The sequence below is a fragment of the Desulfuromonas sp. genome (genome assembly GCA_002869615.1).
GTDB lineage: Bacteria > Desulfobacterota > Desulfuromonadia > Desulfuromonadales > UBA2294 > BM707.
In genome coordinates this window covers 57,358-82,909 of the sequence record PKUH01000099.1, presented here as the reverse complement: position 1 = coordinate 82,909, position 25,552 = coordinate 57,358, and the positions used below count along the sequence as shown (strand labels likewise).

22 protein-coding genes are annotated in these 25,552 nt (G+C 53.5%); 9 read left to right on the top strand and 13 right to left on the bottom strand.

Annotation, left to right across the window (positions count from 1 at the left end):
* The 10 genes from C0623_10535 to C0623_10490 form a co-directional block, all read right to left on the bottom strand.
* Nucleotides 1-710 (bottom strand): 5,10-methylenetetrahydrofolate reductase (locus C0623_10535; protein ID PLX99128.1); only part of this gene is annotated, 710 nt, incomplete at its 3' end.
* Between the two features lie 52 nt (nt 711-762).
* Nucleotides 763-1,290, bottom strand: coding sequence for a hypothetical protein (locus tag C0623_10530; protein PLX99127.1), 528 nt, complete (start codon nt 1,288-1,290; stop codon nt 763-765).
* Nucleotides 1,291-1,601: 311 nt separating this feature from the next.
* A complete protein-coding gene (locus C0623_10525; GenBank protein ID PLX99126.1) occupies nt 1,602-3,425 on the bottom strand; it encodes a chemotaxis protein in 1,824 nt (607 codons plus the stop codon).
* A 77-nt stretch (nt 3,426-3,502) separates the two neighbouring features.
* Complete coding sequence (locus C0623_10520; GenBank protein ID PLX99125.1) at nt 3,503-3,877, bottom strand: two-component system response regulator; 375 nt, start codon at nt 3,875-3,877, stop codon at nt 3,503-3,505.
* Nucleotides 3,878-3,901: 24 nt separating this feature from the next.
* Nucleotides 3,902-4,321 (bottom strand): hypothetical protein, encoded by a 420-nt coding sequence (locus C0623_10515; protein PLX99124.1) that lies wholly within the window; start codon nt 4,319-4,321, stop codon nt 3,902-3,904.
* Nucleotides 4,322-4,588: 267 nt separating this feature from the next.
* A complete protein-coding gene (locus tag C0623_10510) occupies nt 4,589-5,989 on the bottom strand; it encodes a two-component system response regulator (GenBank protein ID PLX99123.1) in 1,401 nt (466 codons plus the stop codon).
* Nucleotides 5,986-8,331, bottom strand: coding sequence for a hypothetical protein (locus C0623_10505; protein PLX99122.1), 2,346 nt, complete (start codon nt 8,329-8,331; stop codon nt 5,986-5,988). Before C0623_10505 ends, C0623_10510 begins: the two co-directional genes overlap by 4 nt.
* Before the next feature lie 18 nt (nt 8,332-8,349).
* Nucleotides 8,350-8,769: a hypothetical protein gene (locus C0623_10500; GenBank protein ID PLX99121.1), complete on the bottom strand. Its 420-nt coding sequence runs from the start codon at nt 8,767-8,769 to the stop codon at nt 8,350-8,352.
* An 18-nt stretch (nt 8,770-8,787) separates the two neighbouring features.
* Nucleotides 8,788-12,537 carry a hypothetical protein gene (locus tag C0623_10495; protein ID PLX99120.1) on the bottom strand — a complete coding sequence of 1,250 codons (3,750 nt, stop codon included), beginning with the start codon at nt 12,535-12,537 and terminating at the stop codon, nt 8,788-8,790.
* Between the two features lie 170 nt (nt 12,538-12,707).
* Nucleotides 12,708-13,130 carry a hypothetical protein gene (locus C0623_10490; GenBank protein PLX99119.1) on the bottom strand — a complete coding sequence of 141 codons (423 nt, stop codon included), beginning with the start codon at nt 13,128-13,130 and terminating at the stop codon, nt 12,708-12,710.
* A gap of 275 nt (nt 13,131-13,405) precedes the next feature.
* Here C0623_10490 and C0623_10485 point away from each other — a divergent pair, with 275 nt between their 5' ends.
* From C0623_10485 to def, 3 genes are all read left to right on the top strand, one after another.
* Entirely contained in the window at nt 13,406-13,672 is a 267-nt protein-coding gene (locus C0623_10485; GenBank protein ID PLX99118.1) for a cytochrome C, read from the top strand.
* A 130-nt stretch (nt 13,673-13,802) separates the two neighbouring features.
* Complete coding sequence (locus C0623_10480) at nt 13,803-14,342, top strand: amino acid-binding protein (protein PLX99117.1); 540 nt, start codon at nt 13,803-13,805, stop codon at nt 14,340-14,342.
* A 4-nt stretch (nt 14,343-14,346) separates the two neighbouring features.
* Nucleotides 14,347-14,847, top strand: a complete 501-nt coding sequence (gene def / locus C0623_10475; protein ID PLX99116.1) for a peptide deformylase — start codon at nt 14,347-14,349, stop codon at nt 14,845-14,847.
* A 161-nt stretch (nt 14,848-15,008) separates the two neighbouring features.
* Here the strand turns inward: def and hemG are convergent, their stop codons facing one another.
* On the bottom strand, nt 15,009-16,421 hold the full coding sequence (gene hemG / locus C0623_10470) for a protoporphyrinogen oxidase (protein PLX99115.1): 1,413 nt from the start codon (nt 16,419-16,421) through the stop codon (nt 15,009-15,011).
* 160 nt (nt 16,422-16,581) lie between these two features.
* On the opposite strand from hemG, the gene C0623_10465 reads away from it, so the two are divergent.
* From C0623_10465 to C0623_10440, 6 genes are all read left to right on the top strand, one after another.
* Nucleotides 16,582-17,454 carry an integrase gene (locus C0623_10465; protein ID PLX99114.1) on the top strand — a complete coding sequence of 291 codons (873 nt, stop codon included), beginning with the start codon at nt 16,582-16,584 and terminating at the stop codon, nt 17,452-17,454.
* 156 nt (nt 17,455-17,610) lie between these two features.
* Complete coding sequence (locus C0623_10460) at nt 17,611-18,810, top strand: efflux RND transporter periplasmic adaptor subunit (protein PLX99113.1); 1,200 nt, start codon at nt 17,611-17,613, stop codon at nt 18,808-18,810.
* 5 nt (nt 18,811-18,815) lie between these two features.
* Nucleotides 18,816-21,908 carry an acriflavin resistance protein gene (locus tag C0623_10455; GenBank protein PLX99112.1) on the top strand — a complete coding sequence of 1,031 codons (3,093 nt, stop codon included), beginning with the start codon at nt 18,816-18,818 and terminating at the stop codon, nt 21,906-21,908.
* Entirely contained in the window at nt 21,901-23,505 is a 1,605-nt protein-coding gene (locus tag C0623_10450; protein ID PLX99111.1) for a TolC family protein, read from the top strand. The genes C0623_10455 and C0623_10450 overlap by 8 nt, the downstream gene beginning before the upstream one ends.
* Nucleotides 23,506-23,587: 82 nt before the next feature.
* Complete coding sequence (locus C0623_10445) at nt 23,588-24,001, top strand: thioesterase (GenBank protein ID PLX99110.1); 414 nt, start codon at nt 23,588-23,590, stop codon at nt 23,999-24,001.
* 95 nt (nt 24,002-24,096) lie between these two features.
* The gene (locus tag C0623_10440) at nt 24,097-24,288 is read left to right on the top strand and encodes a hypothetical protein (protein PLX99109.1); all 192 of its coding nucleotides are present in this window, start codon (nt 24,097-24,099) and stop codon (nt 24,286-24,288) included.
* Between the two features lie 73 nt (nt 24,289-24,361).
* Here the strand turns inward: C0623_10440 and C0623_10435 are convergent, their stop codons facing one another.
* Nucleotides 24,362-24,541 (bottom strand): hypothetical protein, encoded by a 180-nt coding sequence (locus C0623_10435; GenBank protein ID PLX99108.1) that lies wholly within the window; start codon nt 24,539-24,541, stop codon nt 24,362-24,364.
* Nucleotides 24,538-25,509, bottom strand: coding sequence for a ferrochelatase (gene hemH / locus C0623_10430; GenBank protein ID PLX99107.1), 972 nt, complete (start codon nt 25,507-25,509; stop codon nt 24,538-24,540). The genes C0623_10435 and hemH overlap by 4 nt, the downstream gene beginning before the upstream one ends.
* Between the last annotated feature and the right edge of the window lie 43 nt (nt 25,510-25,552).

Here is a 25,552-nt window from a genome sequence, read left to right as displayed (position 1 = left end):
TCGACCCGGATCGGCATAAAATAGACGTTGCCGTCACTCTCGTCAATGAAGTCGAGCGCCCGGCGGGCAAAATCACGATTCCATTTCATTGTCGGCTCAAAATCGGGTGGAAAGATTGCGTTGTTTCGATTCTCCCAGTAATCACGACTCCGGTCGCTGGTCACCGGACTGACCCCCCAATAGATATCGTACCCGGCCAGCAGATCACGATAGATCTCCATCAGGCGAAGGTCGAAGAACGGCTGGGTAAAGAAGCCGTCAGCCCCGGCGTCAACCTTGCGGCGGGCATAATCGAGCTCTTCCTTGATTCCGGAACGGTAGGGATCAATCCCGGCAAAAATCTTCAGATCGGGGTAGACCGCCTTGAGACTCCGGATCATCCTGATCACGCTGGTCCGGTAGACCCGGCGCGACATATCCTGCGGCCGATCACCGGTAATCACCAGCATAGCAGCGAAATCACCCGCCGAGGATAAACCGGCAAAAGGCGACTCGGAGTCGAGATCAAAGTCGATCGCCCGCAGATGCGGGATGACATGCGGGAAATGTTTTTGCGCGACAGCACCGCCTTGCCAGCTCCTGAGATCAAAATTGAGCAGATCCGGAATATTAATCGTATCAATGGCCGGAAAATGATTTTTGACCAGTTGCAGTTCCTTCTCCAGTGCGGCCTCACTGCGGGGAACGAGTTCAATTGAAACAACACCCATACCGGGTTCTCCTTGCAATACTAAACGATATCGATCATTTCAACAGGCTGAATTATCGGGAGACCGAAATATCGACATGCAATTCATCAGCGACGGTGGAAAGCCCCTGTTCAAGTTTGTCGAGGATCATGCCCGAAGGCATCAGCACATCGATGTCCATGATATAAAGCGGCGTTCCGCTGCCGGGAGAAGCCATCACCCGTGACGAGAGATCGAGGATATTAACCTCGTTGTCAGCCAGAAACTGGCTGACCTTGTAGACAATACCGGCCTGATCCATCCCCTCGACGTGGAGCGTATATTTCAACGAACCGCGATGCCGGACATCCCGGCGTTCTTCGAGTGGGCGGATAAAAGCAGAAATACCCTTATCCTTTTCAAGCCGGCGACACTCCTTGAGCAACAGTTCTTCAACGCCAGTTTTCCCCGAAAACAGCAGCACCAGGGTGAATTCATCGGCGAGCAGGGTCATAGTATTGTCTTCAAGATTGCAGCCGTTTTCATACAGTATTTTCGTGACGTCGGCAACGATTCCGGGCCGATCCTTTCCAAAAGCGGTCATGATGAAACGGTTGGTCATAATAGCCTCCACGATCGATAGGGTCCTGATCGCATCTTATACAGAGATCGCAGACAAGTCAAAACAATGCCAAAAGAAAGGAGGGCCAGGAAAACCCGGCCCTCCGGTCATTCTGCCGATCAGATTGCTGCATCCGGGATATGCTTGGGGAGGACATACCTGAAACAGCAACCGGGCAGTACGCTGATTTCGGATAGAATACTGGATCTATAAACAATGGTCAGACAGGTCAGATCATGCCCGTTTCATCGAAATACGTCTCACCCCGAGCCGCTGAACCTGCCCGGGTTCGGCAAGTACCCGTGCGCAACCTAGAAGTTCTCAAAATCCTTATCAAGAAGGGCCTGACCGCCAGTGGCGTCGACCTTAGACTGGTTGACCTTACTGCCGTTACCTCCAGAACGAAGTTTTTTTACCGGCGCCGGATGGACCGGAGCTTCCAGAACATTCTGTCTTGCCGCGAACGTCTGCGGCGTCTTCCGGGGCGAAACCCTGGATAGAGATTCGAGTTCGCCAATCTCGAAGAACTGCATCATCTCACGCATGGTCTCCGACTGACTTGACAACTCCTCCGAGGTCGATGCCATCTCTTCGGCGGCCGCAGCATTCTGCTGGATTACCTGGTCGAGATTCTGAATCGCCCGGTTGATCTGTTCGGAACCGGCATCCTGCTCGCGGCTGGCGGCCGCAATCTCCTGAACCAGTTCTGCAGTTTTCTGAATATCAGGAACAATTGTATCGAGCAGTTCACCGGCCCGCTCGGCAACTTCGACACTCGACGCCGACAATTCACCGATTTCCCCGGCTGCAACCTGACTCCGCTCGGCGAGCTTACGGACTTCGGCGGCGACAACCGCAAACCCCTTGCCATGTTCACCGGCCCGGGCCGCCTCAATCGCCGCATTCAGGGCCAGCAGGTTGGTCTGGCGGGCAATCTCTTCGATGATATTGATTTTTTCAACAATTTCGCGCATCGCGTTGACTGTCTGATCAACCGCTACCCCTCCCTCACGAGTCTGATTGGCCGCCTGAATGGCAATCTTCTCGGTCTGCATGGCGTTATCGGCGTTTTGTCGGATATTGGCCGCCATCTCTTCAACCGAGGATGATGCCTCTTCGGCTGCGGCCGCCTGCTCCGAGGCGCCCTGTGACATCTGCATCGAGCTGTCGTTCATCGCCTGACTGCCACTGGCAACATTCTCGGCCGAGGCCTGAACCCCGCTGACAACATCGGTCAGACGCATCGCCATTGACTTCAGGGCCTGCATCAGTTCATCTTTTTCCGAGCGTCGTTGTATTTCAATATTGAGTTTGCCTTCGGCAATCTGCTTCGCAACTGCCGCTGCGTCACGTGAAGAGCGATTCATCTTGCGCATCGCTTTGAGCAGCTGCCCGGCTTCATCCCGGGTATCGACCGGAATATCCCGGCTCGTATCGCCGGCAGCAAGATCATTGGCAACCTCCACCGCCAGGTTGAGCGGCCGCGAAATACTGCGGCCAATGAAATAAGCCAATAATGTCAATAAGGCAATGATCAGGACAACAACAACACCTGTTTCGATCAGATGCGAATAGAAGGCAGCATCGACATCCTCAATGTAAACCCCGGTGCCGATCACCCAGCCCCAGGGCTTGAACCCCTTGACATAGGAGAGCTTGGGCGCCAGATAATTCGAGTCATCACCCTTTTGCCAGACATAATCAACAAAACCGCCCCCTTTAGCCTCAGTCACCTTGACCATTTCGGAAAACAGGCGTTTACCGTTCGGATCCTTGAAATCACTGATATCCTGCCCCTCGAGTTTTTTAACAAACGGATGCATGATCATGCGCGGCTGGAAATCGTTGATCCAGATATAACCGTTATCACCATAGCGCATCCATTCGATCGCCTCGAGAGCAAGTTGCCGGGCCTGGGTATCAAGCATTTCTCCCGCCTGGGCCTGATCGTAATAATGCTTGGCCGTCGAATACGCAGACTCGACAATATTTTGCAGTTTCGCCTTCCGGTCATCCATCATTGAGTCGCGGCTGCCAAAAATAAGAACACCCGAGTTGACCACAAAGGTGATCAGAAAAAGGCCAACCAACAGGGACAGTTTGTACCTGATGTTTATCGATCCGAGAAAGTTCATTACATCTCCATTTTGTTGTGATTATGCTTCTGTTATTTCGTTGTTTAATCAGCTACTGCACGCCAGCTGGTTAGCGGTTAAGACATCACCATGCTGATTACGGTTCTGAGCTGCTCCGGCTTGACCGGCTTGACGATCCAGCCGGACGCTCCGGCTGATTTGCCTTCCTGTTTTTTTTGATCTTGCGATTCGGTTGTCAGCATGATAATCGGCATAAACCGAAAACCGCTGCTGCCTCGCACCTGGCGGATCAGGTCAATGCCGTCCATCTTCGGCATATTCAAATCAGTGATCAGCATATTGATCTCGTCACTCTGCCTTTCATCGAGAAAAGCAAGTGCTTCCTGCCCGTCCGACGCCTCAACCACTTCATACCCGGTTTCACGCAAAGTGGTCGACAACACCTGGCGAACGGTTGCCGAATCATCAACTATCAAAATTTTTTTCCGCATAGTTCCCCCATTGAGCAGCGCTGGTTAGCCATAACGACCCAGCGGTAACTGACTGACCTGTTCTACATCCTTCAATTCAGCAAGCAAATTCTTGACTTTCAACGGCTCGGTATAAAAAATTCCGGGCCGGAGCTCATCAAGAATCAGCTCCGTAAAATTCTTATCGATTTCTTCAAACGATTTGACAAACACTACCGGCAGATGAGTGGCGACATTGAGCAACTGGCTCAGTAATAATTTCACATCACCTTCCAGACAGGGGTTGTTAATCAGCAAAACATCAAAAATCTCACCGGTAAATCTGGCGGTCCCTATCAGGTTGATAGCCTCATTAATGTCATTGACAACGCGCAGATCATAGCCAGCAAGCTCGAGAGTGAAACAGATCCCCTGTCTTGTTCGGCCGAGACAATCAAGAATCAGGATTTGTGTTCTGTTCTCCACAGCACCCCCCCTATGCAGGGCGAAACTTCGGTTTATCCGATACCTAGATATTTAGCAATTCCTGTTCCAACTTCAAAGGAACCTTTAAATCACTGTTTTTATTAGACTAAATCGAAAAATCGACAGTAAAAACCTACAAACGTGACAGGTAAATAAAGTTACACACAGACCAGCTATCCTTTGAATTGCACTACAAATTCAGTAGTTTACGGGATACTGTTAACTTTAGTTACGGTTTCGTTTTTTTCTGTGTGGAAAGTAGAAGGGTCAGGAGTTTTTAAGACGCTTGCTCAGAGCGGGACGGGAGATACCAAGAAGCTTGGCAGCCCGGGTCTGGTTGCCGTCGGCCCGGCGCATTGCTTCGTCAACAAGCAGGTTTGCCGATTCTTTCAAGGTTGGCAGTTTGGCAGGATATCGAACATTTTCGGGCAGATCTTCGGAAATGCCTGGAGCTACAAGCTGATCGCTCGGGATTGATTTCTTGAATGATTTCAGTCCGAGCGGGCCCGATTTGTGAAGACTGACCGCCTCGAAAACCAGCGCCCGCAGCTCCCGGGCATTCCCCGGAAAACTGTAGCGTTGTAAAAAAGGGATCAATTGGGGATCGACCGACGGAACATCCTTGTTTTGTGAAGCCGCCGCCTCGCGGCTAAACTTTTCAACGAGCATGGAGATGTCCTCAGGACGCTCCCTGAGTGGCGGCAGAACGACCCGGTAAGAGCTGAGCCGGTAATAAAGATCTGTTCGGAACGCGCCACTCTTCTGCATCTCTTCAAGGTTGCGATTGGTCGCAAAAACGAACCGGGCGGCGTGTTCTTTCGGTCGGTCGCTGCCGAGCGGATAGTATTCACCCTCCTGAAGCAGGCGGAGCAGCTTAACCTGCGAAGCCTGGCTTAAATCGCCGATTTCATCAAGAAAAAGGATACCGCCAGAAGCCTGTTCAATCATACCGCTCCGTTCCTGATCAGCGCCGGTGAATGCGCCCTTGACGTGGCCGAACAGGGTGTCGGAAAAAACATTATCATCAAGACCGGCAACATTGACCGCCACCCAGGGTCCTTGCGGCCGACCGATCTGGTGAATCGCCTTGGCAATCAACTCCTTGCCGGAACCGCTCTCGCCGAGAACCAGCACCGGTTCACTACCGTCGGCCACCGCTTCGATATACTGGAAAACGGCGCGCATCTTTTTGCTGCGTGATCTTATCCCGGCAAAAATCTCTTCGTGATCGATCTGGTCCTGCAAAAAACGGTCACGGAGTTGCTGATTCTCCTGCTGAAGGCGCGCAAGCTCAAGAGCCTTTTTAATTCCGTTGAGGATCCTGTCGACTTCGGTAGTCTTGACATAGTAGTCGAAAGCACCGAGCTTCATGCACTTGACCGCAAGCTCGATCTGCACCAGGCCGGTTGTAACGATTACCGGCAATTGCGGATAGACTTCCTTGATCTGCACCAGCAGATCGTCTCCAGAAAGATACGGCATGGTGATATCGAGGATCGCAAGATCGATTTCGACATTTGCAAGAACCGCCATCGCCTCACGGCTGTCGTGACAGGCAACGATATTGATTCCGAGATGGCGCTCGATGGCCATGCCCAGGGCCCGCTGCCATGAAGCCTCATCATCAACGATCAGAATTGTAAGATGCTGATAGCTCAGATCGGTCACTGACCACTCCCTTCAGCGGCAACCGGTAAACGGATCGTCACGGTCGTCCCTTTGCCGACCGCGGAATCGAATTCCAGACGGCCCTTATGCTCATCTATAATACGGCTCGACACCGACAAACCGAGACCGGTCCCACCGCTTTCCCGGCGGGTCGTAAAAAACGGATCGGTAATCTGGGTGAGCAACTCTTCCGGGATGCCGCGGCCCTCGTCACTGACAATCACCAGGCACTCTCCGGTGGCCTTGTCAATGCGTGTTTCAACCTCTATACCGCAGCTGCGATCGGGAAGAGACTGGCAGGCATTAAGCAAAAGGTTGACCAGCACTTGCCCCAGGCGTTGCGAATTCCCTTTACAGGCGAATGCATGCGCACAATAAATTTCCTTGAAATTGTCGGTTGTATTTTTGAGGGCATTTCGAACCATGCTGATCGATGTCCGGACCACTTCATTCAAGTCAAGGTTTCCGAATTCGCCGGCGGCGGGTCGGGAGAAGTCCTTGAGTTCCTCGACAATCCTCTTGATTCGACGGGCGCAGTCGGTGGTTTCATCAATCGCAACGGGAACCTCCTGGCAGAACGTCTGGTACGGGAGTCCGGCAATTTTCATATTGTCGAGATCCGGTTCGATTTTTTCGAGAACCGGCTGCAGGTCGGCAAATGCATCCTTCAACATCGGCAGGTTCAGCAGTATGGTTCCGGTCGGATTATTGATTTCATGGGCAACCCCGGCGGCCAGTTCACCGAGGGCTGCGAGATGGGCGGACCGGCTCGCCTGTTCACGCAGGTGCATTTTTTCCGTCATGTCACTGGCAACCTGGATAACGCTCTCGACCTTGCCGTTGGCCGCGGTTATCGGAAATACCTTGACACCACAGACTTTGCCATCAAGCGTCTTCTGAACAGCATCATAAGGCGAGCCATCGCGGAAAACCTTACGCAAAAATGCTTCGGATCCGGCTTCGGCGCAATTCCAGATCCGGGAACATCTGAGGCCCGCGAGTTCATCCCGGGAAAATCCGAAGTGGACATGTGCACCCTTGTTTCCCCAGACAACTTTCAAATCGGAATTGATCAGGAGAATCGCATCCGGGATGCCGTCAAGAACAATATTGTATTCATCGTATATCGTTCGTAGCCGCTCTTTGCTTTCAACGAGCTGCTCAACTGTTTTTTTCGATTCCGATATATCAAACAGGATGCCATCGATTACCGGGTCAGATTCTCCTGCCAGCGATTTCACCCGGCCTCTCTCATTGACCCAACGAACATTATCTTCACGGTCAACAATCCGGTAGTCAATCGAGAACGACTCTCCGTTATTCATGGCGAGCGCTATCTCATGCCGAACCATTTCAAGATCGTCGGGATGGATAATACTGACAAAGCTCCGGACATCATTGTTAACGAATTCGGCTGATCGATAACCACTGATATCCTCGATCGGACGACTGACGAAAATCAGAGTTCTTTCAGGGTCAAGACGGCAGCGGTAAACGGCCCCGGCGATATTACTGACGACGCTGCGGAAACGTTCTTCACTCTCTATGATTGCCTGCTCCTTGGCTCTGAGCTCATGGATATCGCGAACCACGAAGAGGCCGACAGGCTGATCTTCGATATGCACGATTCTGGCCGACATCAGACCTTTCCTGAGCCTCCCGTCATTCATCCGGAAATCGCTCTCCAGGTTGTCAACCCGGCCGGAACCTTGGAGCTGCTCCAGCATCCGCTTTCGATCGTCCGAGTTACGCCATAACCCTATTTCCAGCGAGTTCAAACCAACGACCTGCTCCTTGCGATGACCGGTCATCTGTTCAAACCCGTGATTAACATCGATGATCGCGCCATCCGGGTAGGCCAGAATAATCGCATCGGGAGAGGTCTCAAAGGCAATCCGGAATCGGCCTTCACTTTCCTGTCTCGCCCGCTCGGCGGCTTTTTTCTCTTCAAGGAGTCTTTTCCGATCAGTACAGCGATGCAGAACAGCAAGCAGGTCACTCGCCTCAAAAGGCTTGCGCAAAAAATCATAAACCCCTCTCTTCAGGGCCTCAATCGCTGTTTCGGTATCGGCATAGGCGGTGACAATAACAATCGTCAGTTCAGGGTCAGATTGGTGGAGCCGCACAACGAGATCAAGTCCGCTCTGCTGGCCGATACGGATATCGACCAGGGCGACAGCAGGCTGGAACTCAGCAAGCAGAGCAACACCCTCATCAGCCGTAGAGGCCGTCGCCACCGGATAACCCTCGAGCTCGAGGAGGCCAGTCATACTGTCGGCAAAATCGAGATCGTCATCGATCAGCAGAATCCGATTTTTTTCCTGTTGTGAGCTATTTCCCATTGGAATTTTCCTGGCGGGTCATGCCTCCGCGTACCGCCTTACCAGTTCCATAAATCGGGCCATCCTGAAAGGCTTCCGTAATACCTCAACGATGCCAACAGAACGAGCCCGTTCAAAAAGAGTCTCATCACGAAAACCGGTCATAACAATTCCGGTAAAATCGGGATACGTTTCCCTTATTTGTTCATAACAGCCGATGCCATCTTGTCCCTGCAATTTAATATCAAAAAAACCAACTGTGATCTCACCGCCCATCTCGGCCATAACCGTTTGTGCGATTTCGGCAGACGCAGCAATAATTGCCTGATAACCAATGAGGTCCAAGGCCAGTTCGAGGCTCGTTGCGAAATCGAAGTCATCTTCAACGATAAGGACTTTTTTTGCCAATAAAATATCCTTTCCTGAAAGTTCTGTTATTAAAATATACCTGCAAAACACAAAACCAGCAAAAGGATACTAGTTACGTGGCAACCAGAGGGATACGGTTGTGCCCTTGCCCGGGCTGCTGTCAATCTCGATACCGCCGGCATGTTCTTCCATGATATTTTTTACAATCGGCATGCCGAGACCGACACCAAAATTTTTTGTACTGAACATCGGTTCGAATATTCGCTCGAGGGTCTGGTTGTCAATACCGGGGCCGTTGTCAGCGATTGAGAGAACAACCCGATCCTCCTCCTGATCGATCCGCAGACGCAAAACCCGCCGGCGCGAGGAGATTTCCTGCAAGGCCTGAATTCCATTTGTAAAAATATTGAGAACAGCCCGACGCAATCGCTCCGGCTCACAGTTGGCAACAATCCCTTTATTCCAGTTCCGATTGACCTCGATATCGTCAGGAACAACCTGTTCATCGAGCAGACTTTGCAGCCAGTGACCGAGATCAATTTTGACCGGGGTCCACTCCTGCTGGCGCGTATAATCAAGCAATTCATTAATAATCCCGTCACAGCGGTTAACATTCCGTCCGGCCAGATCGAGCGTCTTTTCAATCCGGTCGGCATCGCCTTGCTCGATCAATCTGCCAAGAATATGGATTGCATTTTTCACGGTTCCCAAAGGATTCCGCAACTCATGGCTGACAGTCGCTGTCAACTGGCCGAGCACAGCCAGACGCTCATTGAGGACAAGTTCTTCCTGGGCCTCTTCGAGCTGTTTCGTCCTTTCCTGTACCAGTTCTTCCAGCCGGTCGCGATACCTTTCCAACTCCTGTTCCGTCGCCCGGCGTTCGCTGACATCACGGGCCAGGGCGAGAAAAAAATCGGCGTCCTGGAAAACAAATTTGACCACGTTGACATCAACCGGATAAGTTGAGCCATCCTTTCGGGTGTGCTGTCCTTCGAGCAGGCTCGACTTTCCTGTTTCCAGTGATTTCCAGAAGTTGCGTAACTGATCGCTCGAGTTGCCCTTTTCAAAGTCGGAAATATTCATTTCGACAAGTTCATCACGATGGTAGCCGAGCCAGTCACATGAACGCTGGTTGACTGTCAGAATATTGCCTTCCGCATCATGCAGAAACAATGCATCGGCGGCATGTTCAAGGAGAAGGTGGAAGCGTTCCTCGCTCTCCCGGTGGGCCTGCTCGACTTCCTTGCGCTGCGTAATATCCCGAATAACCGCAATAACCCGCGATTCGCCCCGGATGGTCGACTTCTGCAGGGAGATTTCGACCCAGAAACGGGTACCATCCTTCTTTTTCGCTCGCCACTCAAACAGCCGGAACTCACCCGATTTCGCCCGGGTCAGGTTCTCATAGGCCTTATCGATCGTGTAGGGCGGCTCACCACTGCTCAAATCGTCAATCGTCGTGGCAATGGCCTCTTCAAAAGAATAGCCATACATATCGAGCATCGACTGGTTGACATCGAGAATTTTCCCGGTTGCCAAATCGCGAATTATAATGGCTTCGGACGAGGCATTGAAGATCTCCCGGTAATTAAGTTCACTTTCGGCAAGCTCTGCTTCGGCCTTGCGGATTTCGGTCACATCAAGCATATTGCCGACCATCCCGCCAATCGAACCATCCGGATTTTTGAAAACCGCTTTATGAAACACGACGTCCCGTTCTGACCCATCGGCATGTGGGAATTTTGCCTCGTAAATCTGGACACCGCCCTTTCTCAATAAATCCTTATCAGCATCTTCATAAATTTTCGCTCTCTCATCCCCGGTAATATCATGAACCGACCGTCCGACTATCGAGTCATGTGACAGACCGAGAGCATCACAAAATGCCTGATTACACCCTTTATAAAGAAGATCCGCCCCTTTGAAGAAAATCGGAGCCGGGATCGCATCAAGAATCGTTTGCAAAAGTTCCTTCTGATAGTGCAGACTGTCCTGCGCCTTCTTTTCTTCGGTCACATCCCGGACCATCGAGATGACGCCGATGGCGTTACCATGCTCATCCTTGAGCGTTGTATTGGTCCAGTCGCAGACTATGAGGCGTCCATCACTGGTGATATTTTCATTGACGCTATGCGCCGTTGAATCGCCTGCAAGGAGTTTGCCCCATATCGGTTCAACCATCGCTTGAACTGATTTCGGAACGACCAATTCGTAGGCATGTTTGCCAACCGCCGCGGCGGCCGGATAACCGAAAACCTGCTCGGCGGCCGGATTCCACAAACTGACCGTAAAATCGTTATTCCAGGCAATACAGGCAATCGGCATCCTTTGCACCAAAAGCTGCAGCCGCTCCGAAGTATCACGCAATTCGTTCTCGGTCCTGCGAATATCAGAGAGATCAACCATGATTGAAACCACATGCTTTTCACCACTTAATTCAATGACACGGGAATAGATAATGCCGGCAAAGACGTCGCCATTGCCGCGCACGAAATGCGATTCATAATCGATAACGCCACCCTTCCTCCGCAAGAGAACAGCGAGGCGCAACCGTGAAATATTGGAATGCCAGATACCGAGTTCCTCGGCGCTCCGCCCGAGAGCCTGCATGGTCGTCACATCGAACATCTGGCAGAAGCCCTCGTTGACCTGTACAAGCTTGCCATTATCGAAGCGCTGAACAACGATAGACGAAGGATTGAGATTAAATATTGTTTTGAAGTTTTCGGCCGTATTTGACATCTCCTCGTAAACCTGCTTCAGATGACTGACCATCTGGTTGAGCGCTTTGGCCAGCACACCTGTCTCATCCTGTTCGAGCACCGGAATCTGGATCGAAAAATCACCGGAAGCGACCTGTTGCGCCATCCGGGCCATGTCACCCAGGGGGCGGGAAATGCGGCGCGCGAAAAAAACATGGCCGAGAACCAGGGTAACAATAAGTGCCAGACCGAGACTGCCGATCAACAGGCCAAGGTGCTTAGCCGATGCATACGCCAGCTCCCGCGGGATTTCTGCGACGATGCCGACTTCGAGGTCAGGGATCCAGCGATAGTATCCGACGACCGGGACCCCCTGATAATTGAGATAATGACCAGTCCCCTCTTCACCGGCAACAACCCGATCAATACCAACGGTCTGAACTCCCCGCGGAAAATCCTCTCTTCCAAATCGATCCGCATTGAGAAATGTTTTAAATTTATCAACCAGATAGATCTCGCCCTTGAATGCTCCCGGGTGAGAAATAACATTTTGCATCCGTTCGAGATTCAAATGAACGGCGAGAACACCTTCTTTTTCTCCCAGGGCATCCAGCAACGGTCGGGCGATGGTAATCGTCGGTTGCGCGCTCTGCCGCCAGGCATAGACGCCCTGGATGTAGAGGGCTTCTTTTCCTTCGAGAAAAAAGGAATCCAGGGCCCAGGATTCCCCTTCATGCTCGGTTGATGTTGAATAGATAACCTCGCCACCGTGGTTTGACAGCAGCATAATTTCCCTGAGGCCCTTGAAATTTTTGATATATGAATAAAGATATTCAGAAAGTTCGCGATACGACTCCTGGTAGTACGGGTGGTCCTTGTCACGGCTTAACAGATCGGCAACCCGTTCGCGAACAAAGGGGGCTCGGCTAATAAAAACAATCGTCGTTTTTTGATCTTCAACCCAACGATTCAGTTCATCATTTTGCAGATCGACGGCAACCTCGAGATTATGTGAAATCGATTTTTCAAGAATATTTCGGACGGTAAAATAGGAAATAAGGCTCAGCAGGAAAACGGCCAGAATGCCGAGCAACAGAGACGGGCCAACCAGACGGTGGGATAATTTTCCAAAGTACCAGGAGAGAAGTTTATTCACACCAGCAAGTCTCCGAGCGATGACCGGTCAATCTCTGAGAAAAAATCCCATGGCTTGTTTTACATGAGAAGAATCTGACGTTTTATTGGGACTGACGAAACCACCGATGCTTCGAGACAAAGCCGGGACTGTTAAGCTCGCAACAGGCACAAGGAAAAGGAAGAAAAGATTTATTGCGGCCTCACCAGGATATCCCCGGTGCTCTTGTCCTCGCAGTATTCAACCATTTCATCGGCTTTGATATTACGAGCAGCAACACCAATAGCCTCTTCTCCTAACACCCACTTATCGAGAAGGATTTTCCCATCAGATAGAAGCTTCAAACATACGAGGTCTTGCATCTTCAGATCGCAAGCGACCTTGAGGGCAACAGTTTTGTTGTGTGCCGGTCCGCCGGAGCCTTTGACCAGAACATCGTCGCTGCTTTTATCGGGAGAATATTCGACCATATCGTCCTCGGCAATGGGTCGACCGGCAATGCCGATCGCCTCACAACCGAAGCGCCAGCGGAGCAGCACGGTGGCACCATCCGGACCGGTCGCCAGACAGACAAGATCCCCTTCATCGATTGTTTCAGAAGCCCTGATCTGCATATCTGCAACTCCCTCATCATAATGCAACTTTAAAAACAACCGAAAATACCGGCAACTCTCCTAGAATATATCCGTTGAGCAAAAAAACTGCAAGCAACAGTCATGAAGAATCCCCGGGACGTTTCATTCTGACATCGTTATTCAAGTCAGCCTCTGGCTAATTTTCTTTTTCGGAGCTAACAAAACCCCTTTTTGGTTGACAAACCTTAATGATGCTTTTATCATTCGCATCGATTAATTATCCTTAAAACAAATTCAACAAGGAGAGAGAAGAGATGAAAAAACTGATTATTGCTGTAATGATCATTGCCTTTGCAGTCACCGCTGCCTGGGCTGCCGACACCGTCACCTACGAAAACAAGAAGGGCAATGTTGCTTTCAACCACAAGGTGCATGGCGAAAAGCTCGGCTGCAAAGCCTGCCACGAAGGGACCCCGGCCAAGATCGCTATCGACAAGAAAGCAGCCCATGGCGATGCCTGCAAAAGCTGTCACAAGGACCAGGGCGGCCCGACCAAATGTAACGACTGCCACAAGAAGTAATTCGGTTTACAGGTAAGTATAAAAGGCCTCGCATCAGCGGGGTCTTTTTTTTGTCATTTCACGTCAATGTTGGTATGATTCAGGATCAATAGCCGTTCTTATCTTATCCCCAAGAAGCGAGGAGGGATCGATGCAACATTTTGCCCTGACCATTATCGGCCGCGACCGACCGGGGATCGTTTCCGAGGTTACCGAGATTCTGTATAACCTCGGATGCAACATTGCCGATTCGAGCTGCTCGATCCTCGGCGGCCAGTTTGCAATGATCCTGATTCTGGCGCATCCCGAATTTACCGACCAGCAGAGCTTTGCTGAGGCATTCGCACCGCTTGAGGACTCAGAACTTTCGGTATATCTTCGTAAACTGAAACCGGGGGGTGAAATTCATCCGGACATGGATGGCGAAATCTGCATGATTTCGGTTTACGGTTCCGATAAACCGGGCATCGTCTTTCGGGTTTCAAAAGAACTGGGCGAGCGCAAAGTCAACATTACCGATCTCAATACAAAATTGATCGGCACCGAAGACCGCCCGGTCTACGTCATGATGCTGGAAGCGGTCCTGCCGGATGGTATGAGCTCCGACCACATCGAGGCGATGATGACCGACCTGAAAGAAGAGTTGCAGGTCGACATCACCGTCCGCTCGATCACCCCGGTTGAATTGTAGACAAATGGCCGTTCGCAAGATCAGAATCTATCCCGACCCGGTCCTGAAAGAGATCTGCACCCCGGTCGAGCGCCTCGATGCCGAAACCGACGGGCTGATTCAGGACCTGATCGACACAATGATCGATGCCGGGCACTCGGTTGGGGTTGCGGCTCCTCAGATCGGGGTGACCAGGCGGGTCGTCGTAGTCGACGTTTCAGCCAGCAAGATGGGTAAAGACAATAATCATGGGTTGCTGACCATGATCAACCCGGAGATCATCCGCAGGGAGGGGAGCAAGGTAATGCGTGAAGGATGCATGAGTGTCCCTGACTACACCGGCAATGTCACCCGGGCCAAATCGATTGTCGTCCAATTCCTTGACCGGGACGGACGTGAGCGCGTCATCAACTCCAAAGGATTTGAAGCCATCGCCATTCAACATGAACTCGACCACCTCGACGGTTTTCTGTTTCTGGACAGGGTCTCGAGTTTGAAGACCGATATTTTCAGAAGAAAAGGGTGAGTGACCTGTGACCTGTGACCTGTGACCTGTGACCTGTGACCTGTGCCTGGGGGCTGGGGGCTGGGGGCTGGGGGCTGGAAACATTTATCCACGATACAAATAAAAAGAGACAGCGCGGTCGGCTGTCTCTTTTTGATTTTGATCGTGTCAAGGCCGGCGCGTTATTCCTCGTGTCTTTCGAGGAATCCGACGACCTTCTCCGCCGTCCGGTTCGAGGCCTGGACGCAATCGTTCAGCCCGATGCCGAAGAAGGCGTTGCCGGTAATAAAGAATCCGGGGAACTTGTGGAACCCCTCTTCCAGTGCCAGCAGACGCTGACCATGCCCGGTCGTGTATTGCGGAATGGCATTGCGGTGGCGGAAGATCCTAACAAAATCGGGCATCGCATCGATCCCCATAATTTCGCGCAGATCAGCCTGCACATATTCCTGGACATGATTGTCACTGAGATCGATTGCCGCCGGGTTGGTGGCGCCGCCCATCATCGAACGGAGCAGAACATGACCTTCCGGCGCCCGGTTCGGGAAAATGCTCGAATCCCAGAGGGTCCCGAGAATGCTGCAGCCCTCCTTTTTCGGGATAAGGTATCCGAAACCGTTGAGGTCGTGCTCGATCTTCTCCCGTTCATATCCGAAACAGACGACGTTCATCGGCGCATAGAGAATCGCCTTGAGGATATCGGACAGAACAACACTCATTTCGCCGATCATTTGTGCCAGATGGTAAGCCGGCACAGCTGTAACAACGACATCGGCATCAACCTTCGCTCCACTCTCGAGAGCAATCTCATAGCCGCCATCGACTTTCTTTATTGCGACGGCAGCCGAGCCTCTTTTAACCTCACCCTTTATGGCGGTCGTCGTGCTGTCAGTCAGTTCTTGAATCCCTTTGACAAAAGAGGTCAGGGTGCCGCCCGGTCCGGCCGCCGATGCCACCTGCTTTCCGGCTTTGCGCTCCGCTTTTTTCTGTTTGGCCAGCTTCATCATCGCCCTCAGCAGCCCGCCATACTCCTGCTCGAGCTGGTAAATACGCGGAAAACAGCTCTTCAGGCTCATCGTTTCCGGATTGCCGGCGAAAATCCCGGAAACCATCGGCGCAATCAGTTTATCCAGCGCTTCGGGACCGAGTCGACGGCGGCCGAATTCGGCCAGGGTTTCATCGCTCTCCTCGGTCCGTTTCGGGACAAAAAGTTCCTTGGCGATACGGAATTTTCCAGGCCAGGTCATAAGATTAGATTTGAAAAAAGAAGGGCCATTCTCGGGCAGACGATGCAATTCTGCCCCGGAATAAATAAAACGTTTGCGCGCATTATCATCGGAACGGGCGAGTTGATCCCGGATCCCGAGCCGGTCACAAAGCTCCAGGGTCATCGGCTTGTTGTCGAGAAACCCGTTCGGGCCCCATTCACAGAGATATCCTTCTTCCTGGATACTCCAGATTTTGCCGCCGGTTCGATCCTCTTTTTCAATCAGGATCGTCTCCAGCGTCACCCCGCGTGAAGCCGCCAACTGCTCAACCGCGTACGCCGTTGCCAGTCCGGAAATACCGCCACCGATAATCGCTATTCGGGCCATCGTCACCTCGTTTCCTTGTCAGAAATTCCCAAGCATATTAGCCCACATGTCAAAAGTGGTCAAGCAATCGAATTTACGCCATTTTTAGCCGTTACAAGCTTGACGTGAACCCGCTATCCACCTAGAATTAATCACATATCTGCAATGGAGACAAGTTATCATGGCAAAAGACTATTATGAGGCCCTCGGCGTTGGCAAGGATGCGAACGAAGCCGAAATAAAAAAAGCATACCGCAAGCTGGCGCTCAAGTACCATCCCGATAAAAACCCGGGCGACAGCAAAGCCGAGGAGCGTTTCAAGGAAATCACCGAAGCCTATGCAGTGCTTTCCGACCCGGAGAAGAAGGTCGCCTATGACTCCTATGGCGACGCCAATTTCCATCAGAGATTCGGCCAGGAAGATATTTTCCGCGATTTCGACTTCGGCAGCATCTTTCAGGAATTCAATATCGGCGCCGACCTGTTTGGCCAGATGTTCGGCGGTCGCGGCGGTCGCGGCGTTCCGACCGGGCGGGCCGGCTTCCCGTCCAGGGGGCCGGACTACAGCCTCAAGGTACAGATTCCCTTTTCCCAGGCAGTGCTCGGCGGTGAACGACGGGTCAATCTGAAAACTGAACGGGGTGAAGAACAGATTTCTGTCAAAATTCCAGCCGGCACCGAAAACGGACAGCAGCTTCGCATTCCGGAAAAAGGGGGCGTCTCCGGCAGCGGCGGACCACCGGGCGACCTTTATCTCGAAATTTCGGTACTCAGGGACAATCGCTTCAGGCGCGAAGGTCATGACGTTTTCGTCAACGTTTTCATCCCCTTCACCGATGCCTGCCTCGGGACATCGATCGATGTCCCGACGCTAACCGAAACCAAGCGGGTCAAGCTTAAACCGGGAATGCAAAGCGGCGACAAAATCCGTCTCAAGGGGTTCGGAGTGCCGGACAAGGGCGATCTTTTCGCAGTGATAAATGTACAGATCCCGAAGGAGTTAAGCGACAAACAAAAGGATCTGTTGAAGCAGCTCAAACAAGAAGGATTGTAGCCTAAAAAATTCACAAATTTTCATTTCCCCGACCTTCCGTCAGCATCAGGTCCGGATGAATCCTGCTGCAATATATAGTGTCCTTATCTTACCGGGAGTGCTAATCTTTCAGCAATAAATAACCCTCGAAAATGGGGCTGAAAAGATGGGAACGACATGAAAATCGCGCAAAAAAAGATCATCCTGATCGGCCTGCTGGTCCTGGTCGTTGCCGCCGCATATTTTGTCCTGACAACTGTTTTTTCGCAAAGCCGGAATAGCCGGACAAATCAACGAAACGCTGAGCGGATCGCGCCGGTTGAGGTCGCAACGATCGAACAGGGTCCGATCGTTCTGCGCCGGGTCTTTAACGGCACCCTCGAAGCCCAGTCCGAATTCGTCATCGCCCCCAAGGTCGGCGGGCGGATCGAAAAGTTGACGGTCAACATTTCCGATCCGGTTCAACGCGGGCAGGTTGTCGGACAGCTTGACAGCGCCGAGTATGTTCAGGCGGTCGCCCAGGCCAAAGCCGACCTTGAAGTCGCCAGAGCCAACCTGGTCGAAGCGGAAAACGCCCTTCAGATCGCCACCCGCGAACTCGAGCGGATCAAGACCCTCCGCCAACGGGGCGTTGCTTCCGAGTCGCAACTCGACGGGGTCAACGCCAACAAGCTGGCCAAGGATTCGGCGGTAGAAGTTGCCAAAGCCCAGGTCGTACGGGCCGAATCGGCGCTCGAAGCATCCCGCATCCGCTTGAGCTACACAAAAATCAACGCTGGCTGGAGCGGTGACGACCATGAACGTGTCGTCGCCGAGCGCTACGTAGATGAGGGAGAAACCGTTTCAGCAAATGCCCCCCTGCTGCGCATTGTTGACATCGATCCGATCATCGCCGTTGTCTTTGTCACCGAACGCGACTATGCACTGCTTCGCCCCGGACAGATTGCAACCCTTGTGACCGATGCCTTTCCAACAGAGAATTTCACCGCCCGGATCGAACGCATAGCGCCGGTTTTCAAGCAATCGACCCGGCAGGCCCGGGTCGAACTGATCGTTGACAACGCCGGCAAACGGCTCAAGCCCGGCATGTTTGTCCGGGCGACCATCATCCTCGACCGCCGGGAGGATGCCAGGATCATCCCCGAAAAAGCCCTGACTCGCCGTGGCGACCAGCCAGGTATTTTTCTGGTGGCAACCGACGGCAATTCGGTCCGCTGGCAAAACGTCGAAGTCGGCATTCAGGATGGCGACCGGATCCAGATCATCGGCGAAAGCCTCAGCGGACGGGTTGTCACCCTCGGACAACAGATGCTCGATGACGGTTCGGCGATCACCATTCCAACCGAAACGGCTGCGGCCGGATCGAACGCAAAGTAAACCCGATGAAACTTCCCAGGTTCAGCGTTGGACGTCCCGTTTTCACCACCATGGTGACCCTTATAGTCGTCCTGCTCGGGCTCTTTTCGCTGAGCCGGCTGCAGATCGACATGCTGCCGAATATCGAATTGCCGACCCTGACCATCCGCACCCAGTATGAAGGGGCCAGCCCGGTAGTCATGGAACGGCTTGTCACCCAGATTGTCGAAGAGATTATTGCCACCGTGCCGGGCGTCGAGGATATCTCCTCGCAATCCTCCGAGGGGAACAGCACGGTCCGGGTCAGTTTCGCCTGGGGAACCGACATCGACACCGCCGCCCTCGACGTGCAGGCGCAGCTCGAGGATGAAATCAATGAGCTGCCGGACGATGTCGTCCGGCCCCGGGTCAGTAAATTCGACATTGCGAGTTTCCCGGTTGTCCTGCTTGGCATATCCAGCAATCTTGATCCGGTCGAACTGACCCAGCTGGTCGAAGACCAGGTCCGCTACCGGTTCGGCCGCCTGCCCGGGGTCGCCCAGGTCGATCTCTGGGGCGGATTTAATCGCGAGATCCGGGTAGAGCTCGACCCCGACCGGGTCAAGGCTCTCGGCTTGCCGCTCGATCAGTTGCTGCAGGCGATCCGCAATGCCAACCTCGACCTGCCGGCCGGCAAACTCGAACAGGGCCGCTTTGAAGTCACCCTGCGGGCCCCGGCCGAATTCGCCAACCTTGACCAGATCCGGGATACGGTGATCTACCAGAAGGATGGGGTGTCGGTCACCCTGGGCCAGGTTGCGAAGGTTCGCGACACCTATGAAAAGCTGCGGCGCATCATCCGTATGGACGGCGAACGTGGCTTGCGGGTCGCCATCCGCAAACAACAGGAAGCCAACACGGTTGAAGTTTCGAAGGCGATCCTTTCCGAAATCGACAATTTCAACCACGCCTTCCCGCAGATCAAGATCACCCCGGTCATCAACCAGGGGAACTTCATCCAACTTTCGATTGCCAATGTCGCCCGTTCGATCCTCTACGGAGGGTTCCTCTCGATCATCGTGCTGCTCTTTTTCCTGAGAAATATCCGTTCAACCATCGTCATCTCCCTCGCCATTCCGATCTCGGTCATCGCCACCTTTGCCCTGATCTACTTCGGCGGCTTCACTCTCAACCTGATGACCCTGGGCGGACTCGCCCTCGGGGTCGGCATGATGGTCGACAGTTCGGTCGTTGTTCTGGAAAATATTTTCCGGCGGCGCAGTGAAAACAGCGAATCGCCGGAAATCGCTTCTATCGAAGGCGCCCGGGAGGTCGGTAACGCCATCGTTGCCAGTACGATTACGACCCTGGTTATTTTTCTGCCGTTGATTTTTGTGCGCGGCGTTGCCGGCCTGCTGTTCAAGGAACTGGCTCTGGTTATTATCTTTGCCCTGGTCTGCTCGCTCATGGTCTCCCTGAGCCTGCTACCGATGCTCGCCTCGAAACTTCTCGAATCACCGGAGCAGATGCGCCAGCGCCGACCGCCCTGGATCGAGAACCTGGTCGAAAAATCAGACCGATTCTACGACTGGATCGACAATAGCTATCGCAAGCTGCTGCAGGCCGTTCTGAATCATCGTTTGCGAACCGTCGTTATCGCTTTTTCATTACTCTTCTCAACGCTTTTACTGCTGCCGCTGATCGGCACCGAATTTCTGCCGCCGAGCGATGAAGGTGAGGTACGGGTTACCGGAGAGATGGAGATCGGAACCCGGCTTGAAACGCTGGATGAACAGGCCCGCCGGCTCGAAAAGATGGTTTTCGCCGCAGTTCCGGAAGCGGTCGCCTCGGTTACCAGTGTCGGCTCGAGCGGTTGGCGGCCGAGTGACGTATCGAAAACCCAGATCCGGATCTCACTGGTCCCGGCAACCGATCGGGACCGCTCCAATACTGAGATTGCCAAAGCGCTGCGCCGCCAGCTTGAGGGCCAGATTCCCGGCATGACCATCCGGACACGGGCGCCGCAGGGTCAATTTCTGCTCGAGAGAATCCTGCGAACAGAGGAAGGAATCAATATCGAGATCCGCGGCTTCGATCTCGATATGCTCGACAACCTGGCGAATCGGGCGGTTATTGCGATCACGGGGATTCCCGGGATCACCGACATCGAGAAAAGCCAGCAGACCGGAATTCCACAACAGGAGGTTGAGGTCGATCGCGACAAGGTTGCCGATCTCGGTTTGAGCGTACGCGATGTCGCCCAGGTTCTGGAAACTGCTGTCGGCGGCTCGAGAGCGGGTGAATTTCGAGCGGAGGGCAACTCCTACCGGATCTTCGTGCAGCTCGAAAATGCGGAGAAAAGGTCGATTGAGGAAATTCTCGATTTAACTCTGACCGCCCGCTCCGGCGAACAGGTCGCCCTGCGCAACCTGGTCAGTTACCAGTCGGGACGCGGACCGATCCTGATTGACCGCAAGGACCGGCAACGCCTGGTGACCGTCAAGGCTAACATCGCCGATCGCGACCTCGGCTCAGTTGCGGCCGATGTTCAGGCTGCTCTCGACCAGATTCCACGATCGGTCGGTTACGATCTGCTCGTCGCCGGCAACTTCGAGGAACAGCAGAAGGCCTTTGATGAGTTGGTGGTCTCGCTGATCCTGGCATTGCTTCTGGTTTACATGGTGCTGGCCTGCCAGTACGAATCATTGCGTGACCCGATTATTGTCATGGCTTCGGTCCCGGTTGCCGCCGTCGGCGTTATCATTATCCTGCTTTTGACCGGCACCACCCTCAACCTGCAGTCATTCATCGGCTGCATTATGCTCGGCGGAATCGTTGTCAACAACGCCATCCTATTGGTCGACCAGGCGGGGCAGCTCGAGCGGGGCGGCCTGTCGGTGCGTGATGCGATCTCGGAGGCCGGTCGACGGCGTCTCCGGCCGATCCTGATGACCTCCCTGACGACCATTCTCGCCCTGACGCCGCTGGCGATCGGCCTAGGCGAAGGTGCTGACGCCCAGGCGCCGCTGGCCCGGGCCGTGGTTGGCGGGCTGGCCGGCTCGACCCTGATCACTCTCGCCCTGATTCCGGCAGTCTACTCGCTGATGCATCGGGACAAGACGGAGACGGCTGATGCCTGACAATAGCATTCACAAACCTGTTTTCCGTTTTCTCGCTTCGGTTCTCGTTTTAGCCCTCGCAGCCTGCTCTTCAGGCCAGCCGCCGCTTCCGACAAAAGAAATGTACCCTTTCCACCCCGGCGACTTCGACCCCTCGATCAGACCGGTTGAAACCTTTATCGAGCAGGCTGAGCCGACATTGCCGATCACCGAAGATAACGTTCTGGAGATTTCGATCGAACAGGCGATAGTCGCCGCCCTGAACAACAACCGGGATCTGCGCGTTCAGCGCCTGGGCCCGGTCATTGCCGGGACCTTCGAACAGATTGAGCGCGGCATTTTCGATCCGGAAGTCTATGCCGAATATAGTTATTTTGAAGAAGAATCGATCGAAACCTCACGCTCAACCGGAACCCAATTCAGCGTTATCGGTGAAGAGACCGAAGCGGTCGCCGGGCTGCGCCAGTTCGTCGCAACCGGGACCCAAATCGATTTAAACGTCACCCAGAGCGGCTCCGAATCGAACCGGGCGCCCGAACAGCAGACAGCGCGGGCCGGTTTGACGATCACGCAATCATTGCTGCGGGGCTTCGGCCCCGCCGTCAACCTGGCACGGGTTCGGCAACAGGAGTTTGCAACAAAAGCCAGCCGCGATCAATTCCGCGGCTATGCCGAAACCGTGCTGGCCGAAACCGAAATCGCCTACTGGAATCATGTCCTGGCCCACGAGGAGATCCGTATTTTCAAGGAATCCCTCGATGTCGCCCGGCAGCAGTTGTCCGAGATCGAGTTGCGGATCGAGGTCGGCATCCTGCCGGAAATTGAACTGGCAGCGGCGCGAACCGAAGAAGCTTTGCGGGTCCAGGCCCTGATCGACGCCCGCAGCCTGCTCGAAGAGAGTCGGCTCCGACTGTTGCGCCTGCTCAGTCCCGGCGGCGAAAAGCACTTCGATCTCGACGTCATCACAACCAGTGAGTTTCGCCTGAGCACCGAGCCGCTCGATGATCTTGAGGAGAGGCTTTTCCTTGCCGTCAAGCTCCGTCCCGACCTGCAGGAAGCCAGGCTCAGGCTGCAGCAGGAGCGGCTCGAAACCGTTATCACACGGAACGGCCTGTTGCCCAGGCTTGATCTCTTTATCAACTATGGCAAGACCGGTTATGCTGACAGCTTTTCGAATTCGTTTCGTGAACTGGATCAGGATAACTACGACCTGACGGCCGGGTTGCGACTGAATCATTTTCTGGGAAACCGCGCGGCCCGTGCCCGCAATGAAGCCGCCTTTGCTTCCCGGCAACAGGCGGCCGAGGCGGTCGCCAACCTGCAGCAACTGGTCAAACTCGATGTTCGCCTCGCCTTCAACGAGCTCGAAAGAGCGCGGCAACAGATCGATGCAACCCGTAAAACACGTAAACTCCAGGAACAAACCCTCAACGCCGAGAAGGAGCGTTTCGGTGTCGGCGCCAGCACGGCTCTACAGGTCGCCCAGGTCCAGCGGGACTATTTGCAGACCCAGATCGCCGAGGTCGAAGCGATGGTTCATTACCGGATCGCCCTGGTCCGGCTTTACCTGGCCGAAGGAAGCCTGCTCGACCGCCGCGGCATCACTGTCGGGAGGTAAAAACGACGAGCCGACCACCGTGGAAGAACTCCGGTTCAGGCAAAACAGCCAAAACGCATCTTTAAAAAGAAAGGAACAGACGATGAAACCAACTCTGCTCGCCGGCATGGAATTCAATCATACTTACCGGGTACCGGAGAACAAGACCGTACCCCATGTTTATGAAGAATCCGATCTGTTTCGCTCAATGCCGCCCGTTTTTGCCACCGCATTCATGGTCGGGCTGATGGAATGGGCCTGCATGGAGGCCTTGCGCGATCACATGGAAGATAATGAAATCAGCCTCGGGACCAATATCTGCGTTTCCCACAGTGCGGCAACCCCTCCCGGCATGACCGTTGAAGTCAAGGTAAAATGTGAAGCGGTCGACGGGCCGAAGACCAAATGGTCGATCGTCGCCAGCGACGAACAGGATGTCATCGGTGAAGGAACACACGAACGTTTCACCATCAACCGGGAAAAATTCGAGAAGATCGTCGCCAAGAAACAGGGGTAAACAAACCGGGCCGAGTTTGAACCGTCGACCGGGTCAGCTCAAACCTCCGTGGCTCCGCAGCAGAGAATCGTCACGTTAGACAGAAGGTGATTTTCATGGATAGCAACAGCGAAAGGGAGAGAAAGTTCAATATTGCAGGCTGGGTTCTTTTTATTGTTTGCGCTTTGTTCTTTCTTGCTGCCGGCATCAAGCATGATGATATCTGGACAATAATCGGCAGCCTCATTTTCCTGGTTGCCTGTTTCGTATTCCTGGTGCCGCTGGCCGGTCGTGATGACAACCGATGAGTATGTCACCGGCAACAACCTGGCTAATCATCCGATTGAGTACCGCTGGTCTTGCATTGATCGAACACCCTCGTTAATCGAGATTACGGCAGTACATCATCCCCAACACGCCGCGGCTGGCAAGACAGGTCGGGCAGAGTTCTTCTCCATCCTTGAGAATATTTTCTCCGAGGAATGCTCCCATCTCGACCGCCGGATCGAGACTTTTTTCGTCGGAATCAAATTCTTTTTTACAGACGGTACAGGTTTTCATGAGCCACCTCTGGCGCGCACGAGCTCGGCCATTGCGGCAATAAAGATCGGGTCGACATTCAGTGACGGTGAACGGTAGAAGTTGTGAATGCCGGCGTTCATGGCGTGGTCACGGTACTCGATGTCGATCTCGTGCAGCGTCTCGATATGATCCGAGACAAAAGAGATCGGCACTATCAGCAGCGCCTGACAGCCTTCTGCTGCCAGCCGATCCATCACCTCGGTGGTCTCCGGCTCCATCCATTTCACCGGTCCGCTGCGGCTCTGGAATCCGATTTGATAAGGGATGTCCCCGACCCGCTCCATCACTCCTGCGACCGTCGTCTTGACATGATCGAGATAAGGGTCGCCGCGATCGATGAATTTCTGCGGCAGAGCATGGGCTGAAAAAACGATCTGCATCTCGTTGTGCAACATGTCGTGGATATTGTCGATACCGGCCTTGACCCTTCCGGCCAGGGCATCAAGGTAACCGGACCAATCGTACCACTCTTCAATATAAGAACAGTTCAGTTCCGGCGCGGACCGGGCGACCGCCCGTTTGAAATCCTTGATGCTGCTGCCGGTTGTCGCGCCAGTGTAATGCGGGTACATCGAGAGGACGACGCAGTCGCGGATACCGTCGAGGGCAATCTTCTTGACCACCTCGTCGGCCCGCGGCATCCAGTAGCGCATGGCGACATACGGCTGCCAGTTTGCACCAAGCTCTCCTGCAATTGCTGCCGCCTGTTTTTGCGTCCACTCGAGCAGCGGCGACCGGCCGCCAATTACGCGGTAATTAGCCTCGACCTTTTTCGCTCTAAAATGGGAAATCAACCTGGCAAACGGCTTCTGCAGAAGGGCCCCGGCCGGCAGCTGGATCAGGTCGCGGTCGGCGAACAGGTTATAGAGAAACGGCTCGATCGCATCGAGGCTATCAGGACCGCCCATGTTCAACAGAACAAGCGCTTTTTTGTCGGATTTGCTCATTGTCGGACTCATTTAAAAGGGGACAGAATTTAATTCTGTCCCC